General features: G+C 70.8%; 24 protein-coding genes, 1 tRNA gene and 1 pseudogene. 14 read left to right on the top strand and 12 right to left on the bottom strand.

Annotated elements, in window-relative coordinates; translation table 11 throughout:
• Positions 1–9 precede the first annotated feature (9 nt).
• Positions 10–2,124 carry a glycoside hydrolase family 27 protein gene (locus tag EDD90_RS05195; protein WP_260328684.1) on the bottom strand — a complete coding sequence of 705 codons (2,115 nt, stop codon included), beginning with the start codon at positions 2,122–2,124 and terminating at the stop codon, positions 10–12.
• A gap of 298 nt (positions 2,125–2,422) precedes the next feature.
• Here EDD90_RS05195 and EDD90_RS05200 point away from each other — a divergent pair, with 298 nt between their 5' ends.
• The 8 genes from EDD90_RS05200 to EDD90_RS05235 all read left to right on the top strand — a co-directional run bounded on the left by EDD90_RS05200 (position 2,423) and on the right by EDD90_RS05235 (position 10,295).
• Positions 2,423–2,749, top strand: coding sequence for a discoidin domain-containing protein (locus EDD90_RS05200; protein WP_260327645.1), 327 nt, complete (start codon positions 2,423–2,425; stop codon positions 2,747–2,749).
• A gap of 362 nt (positions 2,750–3,111) precedes the next feature.
• On the top strand, positions 3,112–3,870 hold the full coding sequence (locus EDD90_RS05205) for an SDR family oxidoreductase (RefSeq protein ID WP_221305064.1): 759 nt from the start codon (positions 3,112–3,114) through the stop codon (positions 3,868–3,870).
• An 81-nt stretch (positions 3,871–3,951) separates the two neighbouring features.
• Complete coding sequence (locus tag EDD90_RS05210; protein WP_311737197.1) at positions 3,952–4,566, top strand: VOC family protein; 615 nt, start codon at positions 3,952–3,954, stop codon at positions 4,564–4,566.
• A 477-nt stretch (positions 4,567–5,043) separates the two neighbouring features.
• Positions 5,044–5,973 (top strand): 3-hydroxyacyl-CoA dehydrogenase NAD-binding domain-containing protein, encoded by a 930-nt coding sequence (locus EDD90_RS05215; protein ID WP_123971973.1) that lies wholly within the window; start codon positions 5,044–5,046, stop codon positions 5,971–5,973.
• 1 nt (position 5,974) lies between these two features.
• Positions 5,975–7,201 (top strand): acyl-CoA dehydrogenase family protein, encoded by a 1,227-nt coding sequence (locus EDD90_RS05220; RefSeq protein WP_123971974.1) that lies wholly within the window; start codon positions 5,975–5,977, stop codon positions 7,199–7,201.
• Between the two features lie 5 nt (positions 7,202–7,206).
• A complete protein-coding gene (locus EDD90_RS05225) occupies positions 7,207–8,466 on the top strand; it encodes a CaiB/BaiF CoA-transferase family protein (protein ID WP_123971975.1) in 1,260 nt (419 codons plus the stop codon).
• Between the two features lie 96 nt (positions 8,467–8,562).
• Positions 8,563–9,228, top strand: coding sequence for an enoyl-CoA hydratase-related protein (locus tag EDD90_RS05230; protein ID WP_123971976.1), 666 nt, complete (start codon positions 8,563–8,565; stop codon positions 9,226–9,228).
• A gap of 164 nt (positions 9,229–9,392) precedes the next feature.
• Positions 9,393–10,295 carry a LysR family transcriptional regulator gene (locus EDD90_RS05235; protein ID WP_260328685.1) on the top strand — a complete coding sequence of 301 codons (903 nt, stop codon included), beginning with the start codon at positions 9,393–9,395 and terminating at the stop codon, positions 10,293–10,295.
• A 540-nt stretch (positions 10,296–10,835) separates the two neighbouring features.
• On the opposite strand, the pseudogene EDD90_RS05240 reads toward EDD90_RS05235, so the two are convergent.
• The 4 genes and pseudogenes from EDD90_RS05240 to EDD90_RS05255 all read right to left on the bottom strand — a co-directional run.
• A pseudogene (locus EDD90_RS05240) lies at positions 10,836–10,961 on the bottom strand (transposase); the annotation flags it as partial.
• Complete coding sequence (locus EDD90_RS05245) at positions 10,949–11,380, bottom strand: PQQ-binding-like beta-propeller repeat protein (RefSeq protein WP_123971979.1); 432 nt, start codon at positions 11,378–11,380, stop codon at positions 10,949–10,951. The pseudogene EDD90_RS05240 and the gene EDD90_RS05245, both read right to left, overlap by 13 nt.
• Positions 11,381–11,861: 481 nt before the next feature.
• Entirely contained in the window at positions 11,862–13,913 is a 2,052-nt protein-coding gene (locus tag EDD90_RS05250; RefSeq protein WP_260327646.1) for a WD40 repeat domain-containing protein, read from the bottom strand.
• 47 nt (positions 13,914–13,960) lie between these two features.
• Positions 13,961–15,475, bottom strand: coding sequence for a hypothetical protein (locus EDD90_RS05255; RefSeq protein WP_123971980.1), 1,515 nt, complete (start codon positions 15,473–15,475; stop codon positions 13,961–13,963).
• 432 nt (positions 15,476–15,907) lie between these two features.
• Between EDD90_RS05255 and EDD90_RS05260 the strand changes: the two genes are divergently transcribed.
• Positions 15,908–17,113 carry a DUF2207 family protein gene (locus EDD90_RS05260; RefSeq protein ID WP_123971981.1) on the top strand — a complete coding sequence of 402 codons (1,206 nt, stop codon included), beginning with the start codon at positions 15,908–15,910 and terminating at the stop codon, positions 17,111–17,113.
• A 902-nt stretch (positions 17,114–18,015) separates the two neighbouring features.
• Here EDD90_RS05260 and EDD90_RS05265 read toward each other — a convergent pair.
• Positions 18,016–18,089, bottom strand: a tRNA-Pro gene (locus tag EDD90_RS05265).
• A gap of 117 nt (positions 18,090–18,206) precedes the next feature.
• Here EDD90_RS05265 and EDD90_RS05270 point away from each other — a divergent pair.
• Together EDD90_RS05270 and cobF are read left to right on the top strand one after the other, a co-directional pair.
• On the top strand, positions 18,207–18,716 hold the full coding sequence (locus EDD90_RS05270) for a DUF309 domain-containing protein (protein WP_123971982.1): 510 nt from the start codon (positions 18,207–18,209) through the stop codon (positions 18,714–18,716).
• 44 nt (positions 18,717–18,760) lie between these two features.
• Complete coding sequence (gene cobF, locus EDD90_RS05275; RefSeq protein WP_260327647.1) at positions 18,761–19,543, top strand: precorrin-6A synthase (deacetylating); 783 nt, start codon at positions 18,761–18,763, stop codon at positions 19,541–19,543.
• Positions 19,544–19,839: 296 nt separating this feature from the next.
• On the opposite strand, the gene EDD90_RS05280 is transcribed toward cobF, so the two are convergent.
• The 4 genes from EDD90_RS05280 to rpmG form a co-directional block, all read right to left on the bottom strand.
• Positions 19,840–20,586 carry a cobalt-precorrin-6A reductase gene (locus EDD90_RS05280; RefSeq protein WP_123971984.1) on the bottom strand — a complete coding sequence of 249 codons (747 nt, stop codon included), beginning with the start codon at positions 20,584–20,586 and terminating at the stop codon, positions 19,840–19,842.
• 90 nt (positions 20,587–20,676) lie between these two features.
• Positions 20,677–20,799 (bottom strand): type B 50S ribosomal protein L36, encoded by a 123-nt coding sequence (ykgO, locus tag EDD90_RS05285; protein ID WP_093497747.1) that lies wholly within the window; start codon positions 20,797–20,799, stop codon positions 20,677–20,679.
• Between the two features lie 38 nt (positions 20,800–20,837).
• Positions 20,838–21,098: a type B 50S ribosomal protein L31 gene (locus EDD90_RS05290; RefSeq protein ID WP_123971985.1), complete on the bottom strand. Its 261-nt coding sequence runs from the start codon at positions 21,096–21,098 to the stop codon at positions 20,838–20,840.
• A gap of 58 nt (positions 21,099–21,156) precedes the next feature.
• Positions 21,157–21,321: a 50S ribosomal protein L33 gene (rpmG, locus tag EDD90_RS05295; protein ID WP_046728127.1), complete on the bottom strand. Its 165-nt coding sequence runs from the start codon at positions 21,319–21,321 to the stop codon at positions 21,157–21,159.
• 123 nt (positions 21,322–21,444) lie between these two features.
• Between rpmG and EDD90_RS05300 the strand changes: the two genes are divergently transcribed.
• Positions 21,445–22,242: an HAD-IIA family hydrolase gene (locus tag EDD90_RS05300; protein WP_123971986.1), complete on the top strand. Its 798-nt coding sequence runs from the start codon at positions 21,445–21,447 to the stop codon at positions 22,240–22,242.
• Here EDD90_RS05300 and EDD90_RS05305 read toward each other — a convergent pair.
• Entirely contained in the window at positions 22,239–23,015 is a 777-nt protein-coding gene (locus EDD90_RS05305; protein ID WP_123971987.1) for a sulfite exporter TauE/SafE family protein, read from the bottom strand. The two genes, EDD90_RS05300 and EDD90_RS05305, sit on opposite strands and share 4 nt — an antisense overlap.
• A gap of 85 nt (positions 23,016–23,100) precedes the next feature.
• Positions 23,101–24,027, bottom strand: coding sequence for a LysR family transcriptional regulator (locus EDD90_RS05310; protein ID WP_185148941.1), 927 nt, complete (start codon positions 24,025–24,027; stop codon positions 23,101–23,103).
• A 71-nt stretch (positions 24,028–24,098) separates the two neighbouring features.
• Here EDD90_RS05310 and EDD90_RS05315 point away from each other — a divergent pair, with 71 nt between their 5' ends.
• Together EDD90_RS05315 and EDD90_RS05320 are read left to right on the top strand one after the other, a co-directional pair.
• Positions 24,099–24,986: an SDR family NAD(P)-dependent oxidoreductase gene (locus tag EDD90_RS05315; protein ID WP_123971989.1), complete on the top strand. Its 888-nt coding sequence runs from the start codon at positions 24,099–24,101 to the stop codon at positions 24,984–24,986.
• A 165-nt stretch (positions 24,987–25,151) separates the two neighbouring features.
• Positions 25,152–25,949 (top strand): SAM-dependent methyltransferase, encoded by a 798-nt coding sequence (locus tag EDD90_RS05320; protein WP_123971990.1) that lies wholly within the window; start codon positions 25,152–25,154, stop codon positions 25,947–25,949.
• The last annotated feature ends 4 nt before the right edge of the window (positions 25,950–25,953 follow it).

Raw genomic sequence — 25,953 nt, forward strand, 5'->3', positions numbered from 1 at the left:
ATTCCTCGTTCACTTGAATTGGGTCCGGTACACATGGCCGTCGACTCCGCGGAACACCGCGTCGACGGCTCCGTCCGGGCCGGCGACCGCGCCGAGCGATCCGTCGAACGCGGCGCTCGGGAACTCCTGCCGCTTGCTCCAGCCCTGCCAGGCGCCGTCGGCGTACCGCTGCTGCCAGAGCGTGTAGTCGGCGGCGCGCACATAGAGCAGCACCGCGTCCCCGGCGGCGACCAGCGTCGGGCTGCCGCTGACGGTCCCGCCGACCGACGTCCACGCCGACCACTCCCCCGACGTGTCCCGCGTCCGGGTCCACACGTCGTCGGCGGCGGTGCGTACGGCGACATGGACGCGCCCCTGCGCGTCGACGACGGCGGACGGGCGGCCGTACGTCGTCCGGTCACCGGGCGCGCCGAGCGATGACCACTCGGAGGCCGGACCACGCTGCACGACCGTGCCGTCGGCGCCGCGCACGAACAGCGTCCAGTGGGCGGGGTCGGTGAGGGCCACGGACGGGGCGTCCGTCAACTCACCGCCCAGAGACCGCCATTGACCCCAGCGACCGTCGGCGAAGACCCGCCGGTAGGCCCGCGAGTCGGCGCCGCGCACGAAGACGTCGATCCGGCCGCCGGCGGAGGCGTAGGCGGCGGGCTGGCCGAGGATCCCGCCGTACGCGGGACCACCTAGGTCCTTCGTCCTGCCGCCGGTGCTCTCGACGAGCGAGCCGTGCGGCCCCCGGAAGAAGGCGGAGCCGTCGCTCGTCACGGCGGGGCTCGCCGTGGCCGTCACGCCCAGGTCCGTCCCCGGCAGGGCGTCGGCGCCGGTCAGCTTCAGGAACGCGGTGCCGTGCGCCGGGACCTCCACGGTGTACGACCCGGTGTGCGTGCCCCGGTCGGCACGCGCCCGCAGGTCACGGACGCGCACCGGGCCGCCGAGGCCGGTGTCGGCGAACTGCACGGTGCGCTCGGCCGGGTGGTCGGAGCGGTTGAGCAGGACGACCGCGCGCCGGCCGTGTCCCTGGAGGACCTTGCTGTAGACGTCGCCGACGGAGTCGGTCGCCACCCGTACCCCCTGGACGGCGAGGGGGTCCTGGTCGACGGCGATGATCTCGGGGTTGCGGAGCGTGGCGAGCATCGGGTCGGACAGTGTCCGCGGGTCGGACCCCAGCATCAGCGGGGAGCCCATCTCGGCCCACATCACGAACTGGGTGGTGGACTCCTCCTGCGTGAGCTCGTACGTCCCGTCGGTCATCTTCCGCATGGGGATGAGGTAGTCGGGGTCGTTGTAGTGGCCGGGACCCTGCGCCTCGGGGTGCCAGGCATTGGCGTCCATGTTGCGCAGGATGTTCGGCCACTCGCCGGGGCTCGGGGTGCCCCAGGCGATGTCGGTGCCGGTGCGCCAGGAGTCGGCGATCGCCGGGCCGTAGACGTAGGTGTTGTGGGCGTCCTGCTCGGGGGTGTGCGGCAGGCCCCAGTCGTCGGTGAGCGGGTTGCAGAGGTTGAGCAGCATCCTGCGGCCGGACTTGGCGACCGCGTCGCTGAACTCCTTGAACGCGGGTCCCGGATCGAGCTTCGCGCCGATCCCGCAGAGGAAGTCGACCTTGACGGCGTCGATCTTCCAGTTCGCGAACTGCCGTGCGTCCTGGTCGTAGTACCCACGGCTGCCGAGGCCGCAGCTCTTGCCGCCGTCGTAGGTGCCGCCGTCGGTGTAGATACCGGCCCGCAGCCCTCGCTTGTGCAGATAGGACACGAGCGCCGGGATGCCGGAGGGGAAGCGCTCCGGATTGGCCGTCAACCGCCCCTGCGCATCACGGGGGTTGTCGGCCTGCCAGCCGCCGTCCAGCCACACGATGTCGTAGCCGGCGTCGCGCAGACCGCTGCTGACCAGCTTGTCGGCGACGGAGCGGACCTCCTTCTCGGTGGGCGCGCCGAGGCCGTAGTAGGTGTTCCAGCCCATGTAGGGCGTGGGCGCGAGACCGCTGTCGTAGTAGTCGGGCGCGCCCTGGTCGGCGGCCGTCTCCGCGACGGCGTCGGGGGTCACGGTGGCGGCCAGGACCACCGCGATCGCGGCCGCGAGGGCGCCCCGGGTGAACCGGTGGTGCCGTGGGCTGGGTGCGGGCGGGTGCAAAGTCACGTACGTCTCCCAGGGATGGGGAAGCAGGAGATCGAGACGCGTACCGCTCTGGGGCAAGCGGCCTACGACGTCACGGCGAAGACTGTGACCCGAGGCCGAAACCGTGTCAAGAATAATTACTAATTTAATAGAAGCAGGGCAGAGCTGTGCACAGACTCTTGACAGGTCCACCTCCCGGGGGCAGTGTTCGGCAACGTTGTCACCGGGGCGGCGATACTCGGCGGCCCCCGGGTGGGCACCGAACTGCCCGACACCGGCACGGCCGAGCTGACCGTTGATGTGGAGCCTTGCGGTGCTGGACAGTTCGGCACCGGACACCGATCTGGCCCTGCGCCGGACGGCCACCGCGTCCTCCGTCGACGACTCCTCACGAGGACCGGGCAACGCCACCGACGGTGACCCGGGCACCCGTTGGTCGTCCGCCCACCAGGACGACCAACGGATCCGGGTCGACCTGGGGTCCGAGGTGCCGTTCGACCGGGTCGTCATCACCTGGGAGACCCGGAGCAACTCGGCGGCCGGGACCGTCACCGCCTCCTGGCCCGCCGATGTGGCGGTCTCGCGGCCACAGGTCCGGGGCGAGGCCTACAACGCTCCCCCGTCCACCGGGAACGCATGAGGACACTCCGCCTACGACGGATACATCGGCGCGCTACGACCTGGTGGCCGTCCGGCTCTTCCCCTCGAACGTCCCCCGTCGGTGGGCGAGTGGCAACCCGGCGGGCCGGTACTCGCGGGCTGGCGGCTGCGGGCGTCGGGATGCTGTTCGACCTGGTGAGTGACAGACTGAGGTTTCGGAGTCGGCGGCCGGCGGTCGAGGGCCCGGCGGCGGGCGCCCCGGCGGGCGTCGGGCTGCGCCTCCGCAGAAACAGCCCTTCCGGGCGTCGCCCTGCACAACGGCTTCCTCCTTCGAGGACGGCAGGTTGTGGTCCCGGGCGAAGGAAGCGGCGGGGGCCACGATCCGGACGGTGGTGACCTTCCGTGAGCGGGACGGAGACAGGAACCGGCGCAACGCGTGGCGCCCTGGCCGGGCAGACGGTCGTGGTGGTGGGAGGCAGCGCGGGGATGGGTCTGGAGACCGCGCGGCAGGTGCGGGCGGACGGCGGCGAGGTGGTGCTCGTGGCACGTGACGCCGGTCGTCTGCAGCAGGCCGCGGACGAACTGAACCCGCGGAGCACGGCCGTGTTCGACGCCTTCGACACCGGTCGGGTGGAGCGCTTCCTCGGAGAATTGCCGAGCCCGGTCGATCATGTGCTGGTCACGGCGGGCAGCCCGACGTACACCCCGCTCGACGAACTCGACCTGACCGACGCCGCCCGGGACTTCGGCGGGCGCATCGCGATGATGCTGGCGGTGGCGCGGGCGGGCCGCCGCAAGGTCAGGGCGGGGGGAACGCTGTTGTTCATCGGCGGCACCGGCGGCCGGCGGCCCGCGCCCGGCATGGCGGTGGCGGGTGCCCTCACCGCGGCACTGCCGGCGCTGACCGCCGACCTGGCTCTGGAGGTCGCCCCGGTCCGGGTCAACCTCATCGCGGCCGGGTTCGTCGACACCCCGCTGTCGGCCGCTCTCCTGGGGGACCGACTGGAAGCACGGCGCGAGGAGTTGAGGAAGAAGCTGCCCATCGGACGGGTGGTCACTGCGGCGGACGTCGCCGCCCTCGCCCTGCACATCATGGCCAACGACGCTCTGACCGGCGCCACTTACGACATCGACGGCGGTCAGCAACTCGTCGCGCATTGACGGCCCGTGCCCGGATCCGCCCCTCACCGGCATCCGCCACCCCCCTCATTCCCTCCGGGACGAAAGACGCGAGCAATGGACATGAAACTCGAAGTGGTCGTGGTGCCGGTGTCGGACGTGGACCGGGCCAAGGGCTTTTACACGAAGCTGGGGTGGCGGCTCGACGCGGACATCGCCGCCTCCGACGGCGACTTCCGGGTGGTACAGGTGACGCCACCGGGTTCCCCGGCGTCGGTCATCTTCGGTACGTCGGTCACCGACCAGGCCCCCGGCTCGGCCCAGGGCCTGCACCTGGTCGTCACCGACATCGAGGCCGCCCACGACGAACTGACGCGGAACGGCGCCGACCCGAGCGAGGTGTTCCACGACGCGGGTGGCGTCTTCCACCACGCCGGCACCGATGCCCGGGTGTCCGGTCCGGACCCGAAGCGCGGCAGCTACGGCTCGTTCCTGTCCTTCGGTGACCCGGACGGCAACGGCTGGCTGCTTCAGGAGGTCACCTCCAGGCTGCCGGGGCGACTGGACCCCGCGAGCACCTCGTTCGCATCGGCCAAGGACCTGGCGGGAGCTCTGCGCCGGGCGGCCGCGGCGCACGGCGAGCACGAGGCCCGCACCGGCACGGAGGACCCGGACTGGCCGGACTGGTACGCGCGGTACATGGTGAGCGAACAGTCCGGGACGGAACCGCCTCGGTGACAACGCCGAAGCCGGCTTGACCGACCGGCGGTCCCACGTTACGGGCACCAGGCGCAACCGCAGACGCGAATGCCCGAGGAACGAACAGAGGCCGATCCGCTCGGCGTATCCGTTCCTGCCTCGGCTCATCTCCCGCATCCACGATCCTTGTGCCCGCACGCCACCACGAGGAAGCCCGCTCCCGGGAATGGAATTCGCGGCGCGAATTTTCGGAAAAGGCTTTCGATAACGCCTCCGACAAACCACCGGCGGCGGATTCGGAATTCGGTGTGACTAGTACGGTCACACCGCCTTTCCCATCTTGATAATTCCGTTTTCCGTCGACCTTCTCTAGGTTCTGTGTCAGGACGGCGAGCCACGCGGTCCGGTCACTGAATCCCGAATTCCCGCGTGATCGCCGTCCAGGAGCTGGTCCGCACCGAGATCTGTCTTCGACCACCCGACCTGACGGCCACCTGGCCTGAAGGGAGAAACGCAGTGACCGACCAGTTCCGTACCGTCGCCGTGATCGGAGCGGGCACCATCGGACTGTCCTGGACGGCGCTGTTCGCCGCACACGGCCTGACCGTCCGTGTGAGCGATCCCCGCCCCGACCTGGCGGAGGCGACTGCCGAGGCGCTGGCCGTCTTCGGGCCGCACCTGGCCGCCCAGGGCCTGGACACCGACGGTCTCACCGACCGCGTGCATCTCGCCGCCGACATCACCGAGGCCGTGCGCGACGCGGACGTCGTCCAGGAGAACGGGCCCGAGCGCGTCGAGTTCAAGAAGGAACTGTTCGCCCGCCTGGTCAGGGAGGCTCCGGGACACGCGCTGCTGCTCAGTTCGTCGTCGGCGATCCCCTCGTCCGTCTTCACGACGGAGATCGAGGACGCCGGCCGCATCCTGATCGGGCACCCCTTCAACCCCCCGCACCTGCTGCCCCTCGTCGAGGTGGCACCCGGCGAGCACACCACCGCGGAGGCCGTGCGGTGCGCCGTCGCCTTCTACACCTCCGTCGGCCGCACACCGGTCGTCGAACGCCAGGAGGTCCCCGGCTTCGTCGGCAACCGGCTGCAGAACGCGCTCAACCGGCAGGCGGTCCACCTCGTCCAGCAGGGCGTCATCACCCCCGAGGACCTGGCCACCGTCACCCACTCGCTCGGCATCCGCTACGCGACCGTCGGTCCCTTCCTCGGCGGCGGCCCCAGCGGCTACCGCCATATCGCCGAACACATCGGCTCGACCATGCAGCAGCTGGACCTCGGCGAGCCCTCGCAGGACCCGCAGGACCGGGAGCGGGTCATCCGGGCGGTGGAGAAGGCGTATGCCGCCACCCCGTATGCCGATCTCGCCGAGGCCCGCGACCGCGCGCAGCTCGCCGTGCTTTCCACCCTGGCGGACGTCCGCCGCAACCAGAAGGAGAACTGACATGACCGCCGAGACCCCCACCCCCGTGACCTCCGCGACCCCTGTCGAGGACCGTCTGACCGCGGACTTCTACGACTACGAGTCGCTGCTGTCCGAGGAGGAGTACAAGATTCTGCTCAAGGCCCGTACCTTCATGCGGGACGAGGTCAAGCCGCTGGTGAACGAGTACTGGGGCAAGGGCGAACTGCCCGAGGAGCTGATCGACAAGTTCCGCCACAGCGGCCTGATCGCCCTGGGTTACGAGGGCTACGGCGAGCACCTGCCCGCCATCAGCCACCTGCTGGGCGGCATGCTGGCGATGGAACTGGGCCGCGTCGACGCCTCGTCCGCCACCTTCTTCGGCGTGCACAACGGGCTGGGCTTCTACTCCATCTACTACGGCGGCGACCAGGAGCAGCGCGACAGGTTCCTGCCCGCCATGGCCACCATGGACAAGATCGGGGCGTTCGCCCTGACCGAACCCGACGGCGGCTCCGACGTCTCGGGCGGCATGCGCACCACCGCCAGGCGCGAGGGCGACACCTGGACGCTCAACGGTGCCAAGAAGTGGATCGGGAACGCCACCTTCGCCGACCACGTCGTGGTCTTCGCGCGGGACGTCGAGGACAACAAGGTCAAGGCCTTCGTAGTCGAGAAGGACACCCCGGGCTTCAAACCGGTGAAGATCGAGGGCAAGATCGCGCTGCGGATCGTGCAGAACGCCGAGATCACCCTGACCGACGTGAAGGTTCCCGAAGCCGACCGGCTGAAGAACATCAAGGGCTTCCGGGACGTCGGCGAGATACTGCGCCAGACCCGCAGCGGGGTCGCCTGGCAGGCACTGGGCGTCATGATCGGCGCCTACGAACTCGCCCTGGAGTACGCCAAGCAGCGCGTCGCGTTCGGGCGTCCGATCGCCAAGTTCCAGATGGTGCAGGACCTGTTGGTCAAGAGCGTCGGCAACATCACCGCGTCCTGGGGCCTGTTGGTACAGCTCGCCCGGCTGCAGGACCAGGGCATCTTCCGTGACGAACAGTCGGCGCTGGCCAAGGAGTTCGTCGCGGCCCGTATGCGGGAGGTCGTCGCCTGGAGCCGCGAACTCTTCGGCGGCAACGGCATCCTCCTGGACAACGACATCGCGCGGTTCTTCTCCGACGCGGAGGCCCTCTACTCCTACGAGGGGACGCACCAGATGCAGACCCTCATCGTCGGCAAGGCCATCACCGGCCAGAGCGCGTTCGTGGGCTGACGGCGATGACCACCGAACACGCACCCGCGCCCGCATCCGCATCCGCATCCGTCTTCACCGGTCTGAAGGTCCTCGACGCGTCCACCTACATCGCCGGACCGGCCGCGGCGACCATGCTCTCCGACTTCGGCGCCGACGTCATCAAGCTCGAGCCGCCCGGGCCGGGCGATCCGCAGCGGCGGCTGAGCTTCGTGCCACCGAGCCCGCGGGCGGAGGCCAACTACGGATGGCACCTGGCCAATCGCAACAAGCGCGGCATGGTGGTGGACCTGAAGTCGCCCGCCGCCGTCGAAGTCCTGAAGCGGCTCGTCGAGTGGGCCGACGTGGTGATCACCAACTTCCCGCACGGCACCCGCGAGAAGCTGCACCTCGGCTACGAGGAGGTCGCGGGCTGGAACCCGCAGGTCGTCTACGCCGACATCACCGGCTTCGGCGACGCAGGTCCCGACGCCCGGCAGCCCGGCTTCGACCTCACCGCCTTCTGGTCGCGCAGCGGCCTGCTGGCCTCCACCCGTGACGCCGAAGCCCCGCCGACCGTGCCCGTCTGGGGCAGCGGCGACTACACCTCGGCGGTCGCGATCTACGGGGCGATCGTGACCGCGCTGTACCGCCGCGCGGTCACCGGGCAGGGCACCAGCGTCGGAACCTCACTGCTGGCCACGGGGGTGTGGGCGACGGGAACCCTCGTCGCCGGGGCGCTCGCCAAGGGCACGCCGTTCGAACTGCACGACAGGAGCGCGCCGGTGAACGCGCTGACCAACCCCTACCGGACCGGGGACGGGGAGTGGTTCATGCTGGCCACCTCGGGCCAGCAGTGGCCGGGGCTCACCCGCGCCATCGGCCACCCGGAACTGGTCGAGGACCCCCGATTCGCCGACATCGAGGGGCGCTCGGAGAACGCCGCCGCGCTGAGCGGCCTCCTCGACGAGGTGTTCCGCTCGCGGCCCTTCAGCCACTGGCAGGACGCGCTGGCCCGCGAGCGCATCACCTACAGCCTCATCCAGACGCCGGAGGAGGCGGCACAGGACCCACAGCTTCGCGCGAACGACATCGTCGTGCCCCTGCACGGGGTCACCGGGCTGGAGTACACCGTCAACAGCCCGGTCAACCTCCGCGGGGTACCGAAGGTCGCGGCCGGACGAGCACCGGACCTCGGCGAGCACAACGACGAGATCCTGGCCGAACTGGGCTTCGCCCCGCGGGAGATCACCGAACTGCGTGCCGCGGGTACGATCCCGGGCACGGCCGAGGCGAGCGGCGCCTGACGGGCCCGGTCCGGTCCGGCAACCGGTCCCCACATGTACCAGAACCCACCAACCCACCACACCACACCTCACCGCCCCCAGCCCCCTGGAGCGCACATGCCTACCCTCGACCGTCATGACTCCGTCTTCGTGCTCGACCTCGGAGACGGCGAGAACCGCTTCCACCCCGACTGGCTCGCGTCCGTCAACGCCGCCCTGGACGAGGTGGAGAAGGCCGACGCTCCCCGAGCGCTGGTGACCGCCGCGACGGGCAAGTTCTACTCCAACGGCCTGGACCTGGAGTGGCTGACCGCCCACGCCGACCATCATGCGGCCTACGTCGACACGGTCCACGCCCTGTTCGCCCGCGTACTGGCCCTGCCGATGATCACCGTCGCTGCCCTCCAGGGACACACCTTCGCCGCCGGCGCGATGTTCTCCCTCGCGCACGACTTCCGGGTGATGCGGATGGACCGCGGCTTCTGGTGTCTGCCCGAGTCCGACATCAAGATCCCCTTCACCGCCGGCATGTCGGCACTGATCCAGTCCCGGCTGACACCGCAGACGGCGCACGAGGCCATGGTCACCGGCCGACGGTACGGCGGCACGGACGCCGCGACCGTGGGCATCATCGACCACGCGGTGGCCGAGGACGCGGTGCTCTCGACCGCCGTGGAGATCGCCCGGTCCCAGGCGGGCAAGGACGCGGGCACCCTCGGCGCCATCAAGGAGGGCATGTACGGCCCGGCTCTGACAGCCCTGCGCGGCGCCCCGACGGCCTGACGGACGGGCGGTCCCCGACCACATCGGCACCCCCGGCCGGCAGACTGCGCGCGACGGGTGCCGTCCATGTGCGCGGGGTCGTGCCGAGCTGACGTCCCGAGCCCCGCGCCCGCCGACAACCCCTCCGGACCGGCCGCTGATCGGGTTAACGTATAGACGTGGATATGTTGCATCTGCGGTATTTTGTCGCGGTTGCCGAGGAGCTGAACTTCTCTGCGGCGGCCCGCGGACTGCACATGGCCACCTCACCACTCAGCCAGCGGATCAGGGACCTGGAACGGGAGCTGGACAGGCGGCTGTTCGAGCGTGACACCCACAGCGTCACGCTCACACCGGCGGGCGAGGCGCTGCTCCCCCTCGCCCGGGACGTACTGGAGCAGTTCAACTCCATCCCCTGGCGACTGCGCGAGGCGACGCGGTCGGGGCGCGCCACGGTGTTCATGGGCATCCCCGCCGGACTCCACCCCCGTCTGCGGGAACGTGTATCGGACCTCACCGAGCGTGCCGCCGACTGGTGCGAACTCCTGCGCTGGCCCGGTACCACCAAGGCGCTGGTCGGCGGCGTGCACGAAGGCAGGCTCGCGCTCGCGCTGGCCCGGATGCCGGTCAGCGATCCGGCACTGGGCCTACTGCACGTCATGTCCGAGCGGCTGGGGGCGGTGGTACCCGCCGACCAGTTCGCCGGCCGGGACTCCCTGGCCCTCGCGGACCTCGGCGACCTGGCCTTCATCGTCGCACCGCACGAGATCAGGTCCGCCTACTTCGACCAGCTCGACGGCGAGATGTCCGCCCGGGGCATCAGAAAACGCATCAAACTGACCGATTCCGATTACGGGGGTATCGCAGAGCTGGTTTCCAGCGGAATGGCCTTCTATTTCTCCATCCTCAATCCGGACAATCCCATGCGCGGTTACGTGATGGAGAATACGACGGTCCTGCCGATCACGGATTTCAAGCCGACCCTGAACACGGTCCTGATCTGGCGGAGAGACCGAGCGGACGGCGGCGACCTGGCCGGACTCGTCACGGCGGCACGCGAGGTCTTCGCCGAATCACTCCACATCTGAGCAGGCGAACGGCAGGGGGCGCGTCCCAGACCGTCCGGCCGTCCGGCGGCAGAGGCGTCCTGCGCGATGCCACGCAACGGGACGGCGCTCCCCGCACACTTCAGCGCGCTCCGTGCATCGAGGACACCGGTCCCCAAGAACGATCAAGGGCCGGTTCCGGATGTCTCCGAAACCGGCCCTGACCTACGACTTCGCAAAGTCGGGACGACAGGATTTGAACCTGCGACCCCTTGACCCCCAGGAGTAAGGGGCAAGGGTAATTTTCTGGATAGAACGGATCTAATCAGGACGCATGATGTGCGAAGCAGGATCCCTCGTACGCCATCGCGCACACTGTGTGGTCCCCAGCTGGTCCCCACCGACGGTCATAGCTCTGCCGCCAGACGCTCCCTGAAACGTGTCGACGCCATGGCTAGGTCCACCGGCTGGACGCTGCCGCACAGGTACCGTCTCCCCGAGGGCGACATCTTCTCCCTGGGGCATACTCGTCGACTACGACTCCGTAAGCCGTCTGCCCGGTCCCGGCCCCCGACACTGCCGAGTCCAGAACGGCTTCGATTCGCTGTCGCCGACCACCACACGGAGGATCTCGCGGTGCCCGGTGGCGGAGGTCCCGGTCGCGATGACCACGGCCTGCGAAGCGATCCAGTGATTCACCCTGCCGCGACCTGCTCACCTACGGCGAGGAAGCCGACCTGGCCTCGGTCATCCAATGGGCGGCCAGCCGAGCCGACGTCGCACAGGTCTGCGACGCGCTGCACGAGTCCGGTCTGCATCGCATCGCCTATCGCATAGCGGAGGTGCGCGCAGAGCGAGGGGTGAACCGCCGGGTTCGGTAGAGATCTCAGAGGGCCGGCGCTGTCGGCGAAGTACACAACGCCGGTGCCGACCACCGGCGATGCCTCGATCGGGGAGTCGTTGGGCAGTGTCCAGCGTCGCTGTCCGGTGTCCGCGTCGACCGCCACCAGATCGAAGAGATCATCAAGGACATAGACGGCGCCGTCGGCTATGGCCGGCGTCCGGTAGGGAATGCCCCCGCCGGGTACCTTCCACAGCGTTCTGTCGCCGACGTCGACACCAGTCATCGCTCCCCCTGCCCAGGCATCGTTGGCCTTCCGCGTTCACCCGGCGCCCTTGTGCGCGACCAGACCGCGCAAGCCGGCAATGAAACGAACCCCGACATGTCGCTTTTGGGCAGCGCAACCGTGAATCCGCGTGTTCCTACAGGCCGTTGGCCTCGCCCGGCCTCGCAACTCTCGGGTCCCCTTACGGTCGAAGCCGACGCGAGACGGCTACGACGGATCGATGGGACAACGCGGACCGGCCGGAGAGTTGGACGCCGCACGGGCGGTGAACTCCCGGCCCGGCGCCGCGGGACGGCGTCCACAGCCGATGGCAGCGCGGCGTGCCCGCCCATCCCGTCCGTGGCCGGACGAGCCGCGCGGGGGGGCGGTATCCGCGAGGTTCGGGCCACAGGCACCGGCCTATCGCGCACGTCGCGCGGGTTCTCGGCATCCGTCCCGAGGCTCCGCGCGACGGGGTGAGACGGGTCTCGGCTGAACGCGTTCATCGTCTGGTGAGCGGGAGGCTCAGGACCCCGCGGTCGTGCCCGACGATCAGGTCCGGACCCGCGGTGGCCAGACAGGTGAGCACCACATCCAGGGCGATGTGCCCCACCGCGCCGGTCTCCGGTTCCCATACCCGCAGCCGGTGACCGTGACGGGTGCCGGTGACCAGGACCGTGTGGCCGCCGTGCAGGGTGGAGGCGGTGATGACCGGCAGGCCCCCGGTGCCTGTCGAGGCGGGCAGACCGTCGCCGACCGGGGCACCGGTGGCAAGGTCCCACAGCATGACCACGCCCTGGTTGTCCCCAGTGGCCAACATGGTTCGGTCGGGTGTGGGCACAGCCGCCACGGCTGCCACCCGGTGGTCGGCATCGGCGAGGGCACGGGCGCTCAACTGCACGGCCGCGCCGCGTTGCCAGGGGTCCTCGACGGCAGGGTCCCACATATGAAGGCGGCCCCCGGTATCCGCGGCCGCGATCAGTGTGTGGTCGGCGGAGATCGGGACCGCGGCGATCGACTGGATCGGACTGCCATAGGGGTTGAGGCGCCCGACGCACTCACCGGTGTCCGGATCCCACAGCCGGACCGCGCCTCGGGGGGTGGCGGTGACGAGCAGGGTGCGGCCGTCGGGGACGATCGCGGTACACATTCCGGTCACCCCGCCAGGCGAGTCCCCGGCCGGTTCGCGGACCGGCTGCCCGGTGACGGGGTTCCACAGGGCGATCGTCCCGGTGTCGCCTCCGCTCGCCAGAAGGACGCGGCCGTCGGGCAGGGGCAGGGCCGTCATGGAGCGGATACGGTCACGGTGTCCTGGCAGCGGGGCATGGACGAGCCGGGCGTCGGCCACGTCCCACAGGCACACCACGGCCCTGTCCCCGGCGCCGGCCACGAGCGTCGGCCGACCCGGGCGGGAGACCACCGCCAGCGCGTTGACACCCCCGGATGAACCGGGCGCCGAATCGGCGAACACCGGCACATCGGAGAACACCGAGATACGGCCCCAGGGGGTGCCGTCGGCCGCGAGCACCGCGTTCCCGTCCTGCCGGAACCGAGTCGCCGCTTCACCTGTTCGTCCGGGCGCCGTCGACTCCACCATGGCGGCCGACTCGTCGGAGTCCGCCCGCGCCTCCGTCGGGCGGTGCCGGGGGCTCGCACCGTCCGGGTTCTCCGCCAGGCCGTCGGCGATCGTCCACGTCTGCTCGCAGTCCCAGCAGCGGAAGTCTCCGGTGAGCGCCATCAGTTGGCGGGCCAACTCCCTTGCGTCCTGTTGCGGGGTGCCCCCGACGGCGACCATGCCGACGACCAGACACAGGACGGCCTGTCCCGGTGTTTCGGGGGGTACCCCTGCCACCGCGACGTCGCGTGCCGCCCGCAGGAAGGGCTCCCACTCCTCGCCCACTGCCTCCTCCCGCAGGGCGGCAGCGACCTCGCCCCAGGGATGTCCTCCCTGCCTGACATGGGCGGGATCAGGGCGTCCCGGAGCCTCGGCGGGCGGACGTGCCGGGTCCACGAAGAAGTCGGGGATCTCGGTATCGCTCCCGCACTCGGGACATATCAGCAGGAGGTCACCTTCCCGGGGATCGGGGAACCGCCACAGCGCTTCGCCCATGTGGTGGCCGGCGAAGGCCACGCAGGCGAGCACGAGGTGGGCGCAGACCCGCGGGGTGGTATCGGCGGCAAGGAGGCTTCGGATGGCCGCCCGCTCGGCCAGACGCAGTGCGGCGCCGAACCCCGTCTCGAGATCGGCCGGGACGGGGGGCCTGTCCTCCGCGGTCACGATGCATCCCAAGTCCACCCAGAAGTCCGCGGTCTGTCCCGGAGGCAGGGCCGCTGCCGCCTCGACGAGATGCGGCAGAGCGGCATAGGCCCCGTCGAAGACGGTCCCGTCGTCCATCAGGCCGCCGGCCAGGTACGTCCAGGTCTGCCTCCATCCATCGTCGCTCCCGGTGGCAGCCGCGGAGGACAACTGCTCCAGGAGTGCTTTCACCTCTTCGACCTTCACACCGTCGAGGTCAAGCCAACGAGGGCTGTGCAGGGGCAGCTTGGGAATCATGGAACGAGTCTCGCAGGCAGCACTGACAATCAGGAGGCTGCCCCGGATCAGCTCATCATCCGATCGGCGACCACTGCCACGGAACGGGGGACGATCCGCTCCAGGACCGGCAGAACAGGATCCCAGTCGCCCGCAACCATCACGACCTGCGCGGCGAGCCTGCGGGCGTGGGACGGCTCGGACAACTCCACGAGTGCGGCCAGGGCGCGGGCTCGTGTCGCGCGGTGGGCGATCGAGCGGGTGAGAGCCTCGGCCCGGGCGTGATCGCCGTGCCGGGCCGTCTCCCGGACGACCGCGACCAGTGCCTCGCCCTGCGCCCAGCGGTCGTTGATCGAGTGAACGAGAGCCTCGGCCCAGCCTGGATCGCCACGCCGGGCCAGCTCCCGGACCACTTCGATCAGCGCCCTGTCCTGTGCCCTGCGGTCGTTGATCGTGTGGGCGAGAGCCTCGGCACCGCCCGTGTCACCGGACCGGGCCAGTTCCCCGACGACGTCCGCCTGCCGCGCCACGGACAGATCGGGGTCGAGACGGCCGGCGAGGGCCATGGCCCGCTCGACCTGCCCGTGCCTGGCCAGCAGGAGCGTCACGGACCTCAGCAGAATGTCGTGATCACGGCCGTCGCCGGTCTCGAGCAGTGTCTCGGCCCGGTCGGCAAGGGCCAGGACCACGTCCTGGTCGGCGCTGTGAACGACCGCGTCCAGCACACAGGCCATGTCCCAGGCGTCGAGCGGGGATCCGGGAGGGAACGGGCGAACGGCGGCCTCGTCCAGGTCTCCTTCCGGGACCACCATGTCCTGTTCGGCGGCTTCGCCGAGCGCCCACCCGCATACCGTGCCCCCGGCGCCGACGGCCGGTCCGGGCCGGGTGCGCAGGAGAGCATCGAGCCGGTGAAGGTCTCCCGCCAGCGCCTCGCGGGCCAACACCGCCGCCAGGGGCCGTGGCTGGGACCACCCTGTCGAGTTGCGGGAGCGGGTGATGTCCTCCACGCGGTCGGCAAGTGCAGCGGCTCGGTCATGGTCGCCGCTGGCGACGGCCACCTCCACGAGGAGGGCGAGCACCTGTTCCGTCCCGTCGGCGGCGTAAGAACTCACCACGTCGTCGGCGCGAGCGGCGAACCTGAGCGCCTCATCGATGTCGCCGCTGTCCGCCACCGCCTTCGCCAACAGGGCCCAGACCCACGCCCAGTTGTGCGGGTAGCGGATCCTCTCCGCCAGAGCGACGGCCCGGTCACGCTCACCGGCACGGGCCCACGCCGGCACGAGGGCGACCAGTGCCTGGTCCCGCACCTGCCGTAGGGGAATCGACTCGGCCAGCGCCTGAGCGCCGCCCAGGTCTCCCGCGCCCGCCGCGGCCTGCACCAGCGCCAGTAGTTCCGTACCCTGCTTGAGCTCGTCACTGATCGTGTACGCCAGCTCAGCCGCACGGACGAGGTGGCCGGTGCGGGCAAGCGCCCTCGGGAACCACCCACTGGTGAGACCGGTGCTCGAGTGCCTGCCGACCGACAGCCGCAGAAGGGTCAGCAGGCAGGGCTCGAACCCCCCTTGAGCGATGTCCCTTCCCATGTCGTTCTCGGGTGCCAGGCCGCGACGTAGCTCTCGTTCCCGCGTCAAGAAAAGCTCTGGCCCCCACTGGGCCAACCCCTCTGACATACCTGGTGCCCCCCCCTTCGAAGCCCCTCAACTGCGCACCTGCGCAGGCGGCCCAACAGTAACGGGGGCCCCCGACCTGACGGAGTCTCGCCAGTGGCCTGGCCGAGACGCTGGTCCCGTTGGAGCGCAGGAGGGCGACAGCGCGCCCGCGCAGCTGAATCGCCGCACAGATCCACGCACCGCTGAGCCCGTTGTTTCAACAGGGCAGCGGTGAACATCGCGTGGCTCTCAGCTCGGACATCAGCTTCGACGATGCCTCGGCCGCGTGTTTTCCCCGATGCGGTGATCCCCAAGAGCATCTACAGTCGTCTCGGTCACATTTCTGGGGGGCGTATGAAATATCGAATGTTGACCGCCGGTGTGGTGAACCTGCTGATGGGAGACGGCGAGACAACTCCGAAGGGCATCGAGACCACCGCCCTGGAAATGGTCCGCACGGGCCGACTGCAGGGTGAAGAGAAAGCCGACGGTACGGTGACCGTACGGATCGTCCCGCAGACCGCCGACTCGGCACCGGTGCGGCCCGTCGAGGAACTGATGGTCGAACGGATCCGCCGGCGCTGCCGAAGCGGTGTGGACCGCGTGCCGATAGGCGCCCTCGGGCCGGGCGACGGCGACGAGTTCTGGGTATGGTGGCGCGGCTTTCAGAACAGCGTCCGCAACGAGGCGACCGCTCTTGGCCTCATACGGTCGGCCCGGAACAAGTACGTGACGCTGCTGTATCGGGGTGCGGCCCTCGCGGCCTGGTTCGGCGCCCTGTGGGCCGGCGTTTCGTTCAGTCCCGAGTGGATGCGGATCATTCTCAAAGCGGTCCTCGTGCTCAGCCTGTTGGGGCTGGTGCGACTGTCAGACGTCCCGCTCGAATCCGGGCCCAGGTTGACGGCCGCCGGACGGCAGGCCGCGCGCGAGTGGCGGACCCACGACCGCGCTGGAGAGCATCGGCTGCCCAAACGCCAAGTGGGAGCGGCTGGTCCCGAATCGGCGCTTCCCGTGCGCGAGCCGCAGCGGATCTGGTCCGCGTACGGCAGATCGTGGCACGTCGTGGACGCCGGGCCGCTGGACACCCCGCGCTGGGGACACCTGTGGCAGCTCGTGCTGCTGGCCCTGGCCGTGTGCGCCGCCTTTGGCGCCCTGGTCGCGGTGACCCTGACCGCGCACCGCCCGGCGTTGGCCTGGGAATGGGACACCGCTCCGTTGCTCGCCGGCGTACTGCTGTGGGGTTTGTGGCTGCCGGCCCGCCGTCGGGTCCTGGCCGTTCCCGACGAGGCGAGCTTTCGCGGTGCCGTCATCTCACGCTGGGACTACGACACCCACTACGACGACCCGTACACGGACATCACGCACTACTGCTGCTCCATCGAGGACCCGGCGACGCGGAAAGCCTGGTCCTTCGAGGTCGACCAGTGGAGCCGGCCGATGTTCTCACGCGCAGCGAACCCCGAGCTCAAGGACCGGTTCCGGGTAGGGGACGTCGTCGATGTCCACTGCAGCCCGCGTCGGCGAAAGATCCATCAGATCAGTCTGGTCGAGGCCGTGCCGCGGACCGACTGACGATTCCAGCGACGAGGCGTCGTAACCGCTATCGGTTCGAAGTACCACGCAGCCGTAGACGCTGGGTCGGCCAGAACCTCCGGGTACGCGTCCAAGATGGAGGCACAGAGGAAGCCCAGCAGCGGACTGGTCGGCACAAAGCGGCACTTCCCACCAGACGGTGGCGACGAACCTCGCGCCTCGGCCGTCCGCCGGTCCCTGCGTCCAGGGCGCGAGCTATACCGCAACGCGGGCATCCTCTCAGCCGAGTTGTGCCCGACCCCCCGGACGGCCCTCTAGGTGCCGGATGGCCCCTGTCTCACGCTGGCCCAAGCCGCACTCGTCCACGTCGACCCTTGAAGCCTCCACTCCCGAGACCTACTTGACAGTCGGCGCCGACGACCTGCTCCGCCACTGACCGACGTCGAGGCCACCGGCACGGTGAAGTTCGCAGACCATGCATGCACATGCCGCAGGGAACCTCATCGCCGCTGGGGGCGCCCTGGACCTTATTGGGCCGTCCGGCTGCATCAACGGGCGGCATTAGGGTTCAACAGCCGTAATTGGCACGAGTCAGCAGGCCCATCGACATCCGTGCCACACGCTGCCTCAGGGCCAAGCCAGCGCGATGCCAGACGTCGATAGCTGCCAGCCTCCGGGAGGTCACGTTCGATGAAGTGGTGTACCGACGGCCATTCCACTAGACGGGCCCCGCCGCCATCATCTGTCCGGGACGCACTAGAAAATCACAGGTCAAACCATGTATCCGCGCCACCGGCCTGTCATCTGTGGCGCACTTTGACCGGGTCAAGGTGCGCCACAGCCCCTTCAACGTGAACTGGTCCCCAAGCGGTCCCCAGGAATAATCAAGGGACCGCTTCAGATCTCCTCTGAAACGGCCCCTGACCTGCGACTGTCTCCAGTCGGGACGACAGGATTTGAACCTGCGACCCCTTGACCCCCAGTCAAGTGCGCTACCAAGCTGCGCCACGTCCCGATGCGCTCACTCACGGTGGACCGCGTGATCGCGCGAACAGCACTTTACCCCACGTTGCCGGGCGTGCCGAAAGAGGGCGTGGGGGGCGGGGCGTGGGAACGCGGGAGAATCGGTCGTATGGGAGACACGGGCGCAGGTGCACGGGACCGGGACACCGAGGGGCGCGCGCGCAGCGCCCGGCCGCGGGACGGGCTGGGGCGGCCGCTGCCGTACGGCGCGCCGGGCGTCGAGCGGCAGCCGGAAGGGGTCGTACGGACCCCGGAGCAGACGGTCGTCGAGGCCCAGGCGCTGTTGGACGCCGGCAAGCCCTTCCACGCGCACGAGGTGTTCGAGGACGCTTGGAAGTCGGGGCCCGAGGACGAGCGGACGCTGTGGCGGGGGCTGGCCCAGCTCGCCGTGGGGCTCACGCACTCGGCCCGGGGGAACGTGCCCGGCGGGGCGCGGCTGCTGCGGCGCGGTGCGGGCGCGGTCGAGGAGTGGGCGGCCGGCAGCGGGGTGCGGCGGCCCTACGGGATGGATGTCGGCGGGCTCGCGGGGTGGGCGCGGGAGCTGGCCGGGCGGGTGGAGGACGGTGCCGTGGGCATCGAGGCCGCGGCCGAGGCGCCCCGGCTGCGCGGCGCCCCGTAGCACCGGGGTGACCCGCTGTCAGTGGCATGGGGCAGACTCGGGGCGTGCGAAAGATTCATGTCATCGGTATCGGCGCGGGCGACCCCGACCAGCTCACCCTCCAGGCCGTCCGGGCGCTGCGGGACACGGACGTGTTCTTCCTCCTCGACAAGGGCGAGGTCAAGAGCGACCTGACCCGGCTGCGCCGGGACATGCTGGACACGCACATACCGGACGGCGGCTACCGGTTGGTCGAGGCACGGGATCCGGAGCGGGACCGGGCCGCGAGCGGCGGCGCGTACTCGCCGGCCGTCGATGACTGGCGCAGCGCCCGCGCGGGCATCTACGAGCGGCTGATCCGCGAGGAGCTGGGCGAGGAGCAGACCGGCGCGTTCCTGGTGTGGGGCGACCCGTCGTTGTACGACAGCACGCTGGCGATCCTGGAGGAGGTACTGGCCGGGGGCACGGTGTCCTTCGGGTACGACGTGGTGCCCGGGATCAGCAGTGTGTCGGCGCTGGTGGCCCGGCATCGCACGGGGCTGAACCGGGTGGCCCGCCCGGTGCAGATCACCACCGGGCGGCGGCTGGCCGAGGGGCTGCCGGACGGGGTGGACGACGTGGTCGTGATGCTGGACGCGCACCAGGCCTTCAGGCGGTACGCGGACCAGGACATCGATATCTACTGGGGCGCCTATCTGGGCACCCCGGACGAGATCCTGGTCTCCGGACCGATCGCCGAGGCCGGTCCGCGCATCGAGCGGCTGCGGGCCGAGGCGCGGGAGCGCAAGGGCTGGATCATGGACACGTATCTGCTGCGCCGCCACCCCGAGGGTCCGAGGGAAAGCTGACTCCCACTCAGGCGGTGCTCCCGGGTGGGCAGGGGTTAGCCCACTGGTGTGACAGTGACCTCGTGACCGTGACCGAGGAACCAAACGACTGCTGGTCGAGGACCTGACCGACGGCCTGTCCGAACCGACCGAGGCGCTGGTGCCGGCCGCCAGGGCGGCCTGAGCCTCGCGCGCACGGCGGGCCCGCTCCCTACGCCGGCCGGAAGCCGCCCCTGCTCGCCCGCCAGCTGGGCCGAGAGCGCCGAGAGCCGTGTCGAGGTGCCGCGCGCCGTCGGCGGGGCCGAGGAGCTCGGCGATCACGCGGAGCCGAGCCCCAGCCACTCCAGTACGCCCGCCGCATCCGGCACCGCGGTCACTCCGTCCGGCAGCGGCGGCCTCCGTACGACGACGACGGGCAGCCCCAGTCGACGTGCGGCGGTCAGCTTGGCGGCCGTCGCCACTCCCCCGCTGTCCTTCGTGACCAGGACGTCGATCAGGTTCTCCTGCAGCAGTTCGGTCTCGTCGGCCACGGTGAACGGGCCGCGTGCCAGCAGCACTTCGGTGTGCGGCGGCATGGGCGGCTCCGGGGCCTCCACGGACCGGACGACGAAGTGGTGGTCCGTCAGATGGGCGAAGGCGGACAGGCCCATGCGTCCCGTGGTCAGGAAGACCCGGGGGCCGAAGCTCGGCAGCAGGCCGGCCGCCTCGGCGAGGGAGGCGACCGGGTGCCAGCGGTCCTCCGGGCCCGGCCGCCAGCCCGGGCGGCGCAGCACCACGGCCGGGACGCCGGTCTCCGCCGCGGCCCGCGCCGCGTTCGCGGTGATCGTCTCGGCGAAGGGGTGCGTGGCGTCGACGAGGGCGTCCGCGCACTCCTCCCGCAGCCACTCCGCCAGCCCCGCCGCCCCTCCGAAGCCTCCGACGCGCACGTCCCCCGCCAGCGCGCCCGGCCGTGAGACGCGTCCCGCCAAGGAGGTCGTCACGCGCACACCGGGGTGCGCGGCGAGCTCGGCGGCCAGTTCGCGGGCCTCGGCGGTACCGCCGAGGATCAGGACGTGCGGGGACATGGGGCGAGCGTACGGGGTTGCGCCCAGTGGCCGGGACGCGGGACGGCCGCCCGGCGGGGTGCCGGGCGGCCGTCCTGGGGTGGGTCCCCGTCAGCCCTGGCGGGCCTTGAAGCGGGGGTCCTTCTTGTTGATCACGTAGACCACGCCGCGTCGGCGGACCACCTGGGCGCCGGGCTTGGCCTTCAGCGAGCGCAGGGAGTTGCGCACCTTCATCGTTCTGTCCTCCTCGTGTCGTCGGCCGCCGGGTCGCGTCAGCCGCGGACGGCGGCGGTACGGCCGTAGCGGCGCTCGAAACGCTCCACCCGGCCGGCGCTGTCCAGCACCCGCGCCCTGCCGGTGTAGAAGGGGTGCGACGCGGACGAGATCTCGACGTCGATCACCGGGTAGGTGTTGCCGTCCTCCCACTCGACCGTCCGGGACGAGTCCGCGGTGGAGCGCGTCAGGAACGCGGTGTCCGCGGCGCGGTCGCGGAAGACGACGAGCCGGGTGTCGGGATGAATGCGGGACTTCATGGGGTTTCCCTCCTGGGGCCCTTGCCCGATGGGCTCGGGCCCGGTCGTTCTCGGTGGGTCAGCGCTCTTCGCGGAAGTCGACGTGCGCGCCGGCCACGGGGTCGTACTTGCGCAGGACCAGCCGGTCGGGGTCGTTCCGGCGGTTCTTGCGGGTCACATACGTGACACCGGTCCCGGCCGTCGACTTCAGCCTGACGACGGGACGCGCGGTGCTGCGTGCCATGAGGTCCTCCCTTCACCCATACCCGGGGTTACTGACCCGAGCATGTCAATCACGATGGCTGTAACACCGCCTCCCGCCGTCGCATTCCCGGCTCCGCCGCTGCCGCGCGGTTATTGTCCAGGCATGGCTTCCGTGCGTGGGGTGCTGATCGACATCGACGGGGTGCTCACCGTGTCCTGGCGTCCGCTGCCCGGCGCGGCCGGGGCGCTGCGGGCGATCCGCGAGGCCGGGTTCGGTATCGCGCTGGTGACCAACACGACGTCCCGGACCCGCGCCTCGATCGCGGACACGCTGGTGGCGGCCGGCTTCCCGGTGACCGCCGAGGACATCCTGACCGCGCCCGCCGCGACTGCCGCCCACCTCGCCGGTGCCCGGTGCGCGCTGCTCAACAGCGGGGACGTCCGGGAGGACCTGGCCGGGGTCACCCTCGTGGCGGCGGACGACGACACGGTCGTACCCGATGTCGTGCTGCTCGGTGGTGCCGGGCCGGAGTTCGGGTACGACGCGCTGAACCGGGCGTTCGGGCAGGTGCAGCAGGGTGCGCGGCTCGTCGCCATGCACCGGAACCTGTACTGGCGTACCGACGCGGGGCTGCAACTGGACGCGGGGGCGTTCCTGACGGGGCTCGAGGCGGCCGCGGGGGTCGAGGCCGAGGTGACCGGGAAGCCGTCGCGGGCCTTCTTCGAGGCGGCGCTCGGGCGGCTCGGGGTGGACGCCGGGGAGGCGCTGATGATCGGGGACGACGTCGAGTCGGACGTCCTCGCGGCACAGCGCCTCGGCATCACCGGGGTGCTGGTCAGGACCGGGAAGTTCCGGCCGGACACGCTGGACCGGGCGAGCGGCACGCCCGATCATGTGCTGGACTCGTTCGCCGAGCTTCCCGGGTTGCTGAACCGACTGGACGGCGGGACGGCCGGCTAGCGCAGGAGCAGCTGGAGGCCGCCGACGATCGTCGCGGCGATCACCAGCTGCTCGAACAGCCGCTGGTTGATCCGGTTCACCGCCCAGCGGCCGATGAGCGCGCCGGGGACCACGAACACCGCGAGCACCGCGTCGAGCAGCAGCGAGTTGCCGTCGATCAGGCCGAGGCCGACGCTGAAGGGCACCTTCGAGATGTTCACGATCATGAAGAAGAACGCCGAGGTACCGAGGAAGCCGAGTTTCCGGAAGCCGGCCGACAGCAGGTACATCGACATCACCGGGCCGCCCGCGTTGGCGACCATCGTGGTGAAGCCGCCGAGCACACCGTACGAACCGGCCTTCGCCCGGCCCGCCCGCGTGGTGACCGCGTCCGGGTCGTCGTCGGCGCTGTCGGCCCTGCGGCGGCGCCACACCGTGACGCCCGCCATGAGCAGCAGGATCGCGCCGATCGAGGTCCGTACGACACCGTCGTCGGCCCACACCAGGAACAGCGTGCCGATCAGCACGCCGACCGCGACCGCCGGGAAGAGCCGCCACAGGGTGGGCCAGTGGGCGTGCCTGCGGTAGGTCGCCACGGCCAGCACGTCGCCCACGATGAGCAGCGGGAGCAGGACGCCGGTGGAGGCGCGGGCCGGAAGGACCGCAGCGAAGATGGCGAGGCTTACGGTGTTGGCCCCGCTGACGGCGGTCTTCGAGAAACCGACCAGCAGCGCGGCGAGGGCCAGGGCGGCGAACTCCCAGCCGGATATGTGCCAGAGCGTCATCGTGTTCATGCGGGGACCGATGCTATGTCCTGACATGGCAAGGGTGTAAGTACCGTCTCGCTGGTTGTCCCGAGGGAAGGGGCGGGGATTCGTCTCAGGGCCCCGTTACGTCGCTGTCGAGCGCCGTCGCGCGCAGGGCGGCCGCCACCCGGGTGACCGCCTCGGCCGGCGGGCCGGGCAGCCTGGCCAGCAGCTGGCGTCGCTGTTCCTGGGGCCCGCCGCGGACGGGCAGGATCCGGACGCCCGGCGGCGCGGCCGAGGCGATGGCGGGCGGCACGGTCGTCAGGCCGCAGCCCGCGGCGACCAGCTGGAGCCTGGCCAGCCAGTCGCGGGCGACATGGGCGATCTCCGGCCGCTCGTCCAGGCCGGGCCACACCCCCATCAGCCGGTCCTCGCCGGAGGCGGAGCCGGCGATCCAGCGCTGCCCGCGCAGGTCGGCCACGTCGACGAAGTCCCCGCGGGCGAGAGGATGGACGGCCGGCAGCGCCAGGCACAGGGCATGTTCGGTGAGGGTCTGGAGCACCAGCGCGGGTGACTCGGCGTCCGGCGGCCGGAAGGGCGGTGCCGACGCGAGCAGGGCCAGGTCCAGGCTGCCGGCGCGCAGCGCGCGCACGAGTGCCGGGGTGGTGCCCTCCCGGCCGACCACTCGCAGTCCGGGGTCGGTCCGGCGCAGGGCGGTGAGGGCCCGGGGCACGAGTACGGCGCCGGCGGTGGGGAACCAGCCCAGCCGTACCGTCCCGCCCGGTTCGGGCAGCCCGGACAGTTCGCGCGCCGTCGCCTCGATCTCGTCGAGGACGACCGTGGCGCGCCGCATGACGACCCGGCCGGCCGCGGTGAGCCGCACCCCCTCGCGCCGCCGCTCCAGCAGCTCCGCGCCGGCCGCCCGCTCGATCGCGGCGATCTGCCGGGACACCGCCGACTGGGTGTACCCCAGCGCGGCAGCGGCCGCGGTGAAGGTCCCCCGTTCGGCCACCGCGCGGAAGACCCGCAGGGCGGTCAGTGAGACATCGTTGAAGTCCATGACGTTCACGCATACCAGCTGTGCGTGACTTTCGTTGGACTCATGGGTGGGGCGTTCCTAGCGTGGAGTCCATGAACGCTTCCCGTATCGCCCTCGTGACCGGTGCCAACCAAGGACTCGGCCGCGCCCTCGTCGAAGGCCTCGCCGCCCGGATGCACCCGGCCGACCTGGTCCTGCTCACCGGTCGCGACCAGCGGCGCGTGTCGGACGCCGCCGCCGACGTCGCCGGGCTGCCCGGCACCCGCGCCCGGGTCGAGGGCCGGGTCCTGGACGTCACCGACACCGACGCCGTCGCCCGCCTCGCCGACGAACTCCGCGCCCGGTACGGAGGGGTGGACATCGTCGTCTCCAACGCCGTGGCCCGCGTACTGCCCGACGAGTCGCAGTCGGCGCGGGCCGACGAGTTCATCGACGTCTCCAACACCGCCACCCACGCGATCCTGCGCTCCTTCGGACCGGTCCTGCGCCCGGGCGGCAGGCTGCTCGTCGTCGCCAGCTCCCTCGGCACCCTCGGCCACCTCGACCCGCGGCTGCACCCTCTGTTCGACGGCGCGAGCCTCGACCAGGTCGAGTACGCCGTCGAGTCCTGGCGCAGCGCCGTCCACCGGGGCACGGCCACCGAGGCGGGCTGGCCGGTCTGGCTGAACGTGCCGTCGAAGGTCGCCCAGGTCGCCGCCGTCCGCGCGGTCGCCGCCGAACGCCGGGACCGGGACCTGGCCTCCGGCACCCTGATCGCGTCCGTCTGTCCGGGCATGGTCGACACCGCCACCTCCCGGCCCTGGTTCAGCGACTACAGCCAGGCCCAGTCCCCCGCCGAAGCCGCCCGCGCCGTACTCGACCTGCTCCTCGCCGAGCATGTCGACCCCGCCCTCTACGGCGAACTGGTCCGCTTCGGCAAGCCGCTGCCCTGGCACGACGGCACTCCCCCCGTCGAGCAGGACCGGTTGGTCAGGCCCTGAACACGGCCCGGACGAACGGACACCAGGCGCACGGACACCAGCACCCGGGGCACAGTGACTGGCACCCTGCGTATCCGAAACGGCCGTCGGGATTCCTGCGACAGCGCGATCACCGGACGGCACGATGTCGGCCAACGGCGTTGTGGCGGGGGAAGGACGGCGGACGTGAGCGGCATCGGGCCGGCGGGGCCGGCGGCGTCCGTGGCGAACGGCGCGCGGGTGTGGAACTACTGGATCGGCGGCCGGGACAACTACACGGCCGACCAGCGGGTCGGCGAGCAGGTCGCCGGGATGCTGCCGGTGATCAGGGAGGTGGCCCGCGCGGACCGGGCCTTCCTCGGCCGGGCGGTGCGGCTGCTCGCGGACGGGCACGGGGTGCGGCAGTTTCTGGACATCGGCACCGGGCTGCCGACGGTCGAGAACACGCACGAGATCGCGCAGGGGGTCGCTCCCGAGTCACGGATCGTGTACGTCGACAACGACCCGATGGTGCTGATGTACGCCCGCACGCTGCTGACCAGCTCCCCGGAGGGCGTCACCGATTACGTGGACGCCGATGTCCACGACCCGGACACGATCGTGCGGCGGGCCGCCGGGACGCTGGACCTCACCCGCCCGGTCGCGGTGATGATGCTGGGCATCCTCAACTTCGTCCTCGACACGGACACGGCCCGTGCGGTGGTACGGCGGATCATGGCCGCGGTCCCCTCCGGGAGCTTCCTCGTCCTCACCCACCCGACGGTCGACGCGGAGGCGGGCGGGCAGGGCAACATCGAGGCGGTGCGGTTCTGGAACGACCACGCCACCCCGCCGGTCACCGCCCGGACCCACGCCGAGATCGCCGGGTTCCTGGACGGGTTGGAGCTGCTGGAGCCGGGGCTCGTGCCGTGCTCGAAGTGGCGCGCCGGTACCGACTCCCCGGCGCCGGTACCGCAGTTCGGCGCGGTCGCCGTGAAACCCTGACCGG

Origin of the sequence: Streptomyces sp. Ag109_O5-1, from assembly GCF_003814875.1 — a bacterium.
Taxonomy (GTDB): domain Bacteria; phylum Actinomycetota; class Actinomycetes; order Streptomycetales; family Streptomycetaceae; genus Streptomyces; species Streptomyces sasae.

Excerpts from the sequence above, each read along its gene's own strand:
- EDD90_RS05245 (WP_123971979.1), bottom strand. The coding sequence starts at position 11,380 with ATGACTGGTGTCGACGTCGGCGACAGAACGCTGTGGAAGGTACCCGGC.
- EDD90_RS05210 (WP_311737197.1), top strand. The coding sequence starts at position 3,952 with ATGAAACTCGAAGTGGTCGTGGTGCCGGTGTCGGACGTGGACCGGGCC.
- EDD90_RS05250 (WP_260327646.1), bottom strand. The coding sequence starts at position 13,913 with ATGATTCCCAAGCTGCCCCTGCACAGCCCTCGTTGGCTTGACCTCGAC.
- EDD90_RS05300 (WP_123971986.1), top strand. The coding sequence starts at position 21,445 with ATGGCTTCCGTGCGTGGGGTGCTGATCGACATCGACGGGGTGCTCACC.
- EDD90_RS05220 (WP_123971974.1), top strand. The coding sequence starts at position 5,975 with ATGACCGCCGAGACCCCCACCCCCGTGACCTCCGCGACCCCTGTCGAG.
- EDD90_RS05315 (WP_123971989.1), top strand. The coding sequence starts at position 24,099 with ATGAACGCTTCCCGTATCGCCCTCGTGACCGGTGCCAACCAAGGACTC.
- EDD90_RS05310 (WP_185148941.1), bottom strand. The coding sequence starts at position 24,027 with ATGGACTTCAACGATGTCTCACTGACCGCCCTGCGGGTCTTCCGCGCG.
- EDD90_RS05280 (WP_123971984.1), bottom strand. The coding sequence starts at position 20,586 with ATGTCCCCGCACGTCCTGATCCTCGGCGGTACCGCCGAGGCCCGCGAA.
- EDD90_RS05270 (WP_123971982.1), top strand. The coding sequence starts at position 18,207 with ATGGGAGACACGGGCGCAGGTGCACGGGACCGGGACACCGAGGGGCGC.
- EDD90_RS05230 (WP_123971976.1), top strand. The coding sequence starts at position 8,563 with ATGCCTACCCTCGACCGTCATGACTCCGTCTTCGTGCTCGACCTCGGA.
- rpmG (WP_046728127.1), bottom strand. The coding sequence starts at position 21,321 with ATGGCACGCAGCACCGCGCGTCCCGTCGTCAGGCTGAAGTCGACGGCC.
- EDD90_RS05225 (WP_123971975.1), top strand. The coding sequence starts at position 7,207 with ATGACCACCGAACACGCACCCGCGCCCGCATCCGCATCCGCATCCGTC.
- EDD90_RS05290 (WP_123971985.1), bottom strand. The coding sequence starts at position 21,098 with ATGAAGTCCCGCATTCATCCCGACACCCGGCTCGTCGTCTTCCGCGAC.
- EDD90_RS05305 (WP_123971987.1), bottom strand. The coding sequence starts at position 23,015 with ATGAACACGATGACGCTCTGGCACATATCCGGCTGGGAGTTCGCCGCC.
- EDD90_RS05260 (WP_123971981.1), top strand. The coding sequence starts at position 15,908 with ATGTTGACCGCCGGTGTGGTGAACCTGCTGATGGGAGACGGCGAGACA.
- EDD90_RS05235 (WP_260328685.1), top strand. The coding sequence starts at position 9,393 with ATGTTGCATCTGCGGTATTTTGTCGCGGTTGCCGAGGAGCTGAACTTC.
- ykgO (WP_093497747.1), bottom strand. The coding sequence starts at position 20,799 with ATGAAGGTGCGCAACTCCCTGCGCTCGCTGAAGGCCAAGCCCGGCGCC.
- EDD90_RS05255 (WP_123971980.1), bottom strand. The coding sequence starts at position 15,475 with ATGGGAAGGGACATCGCTCAAGGGGGGTTCGAGCCCTGCCTGCTGACC.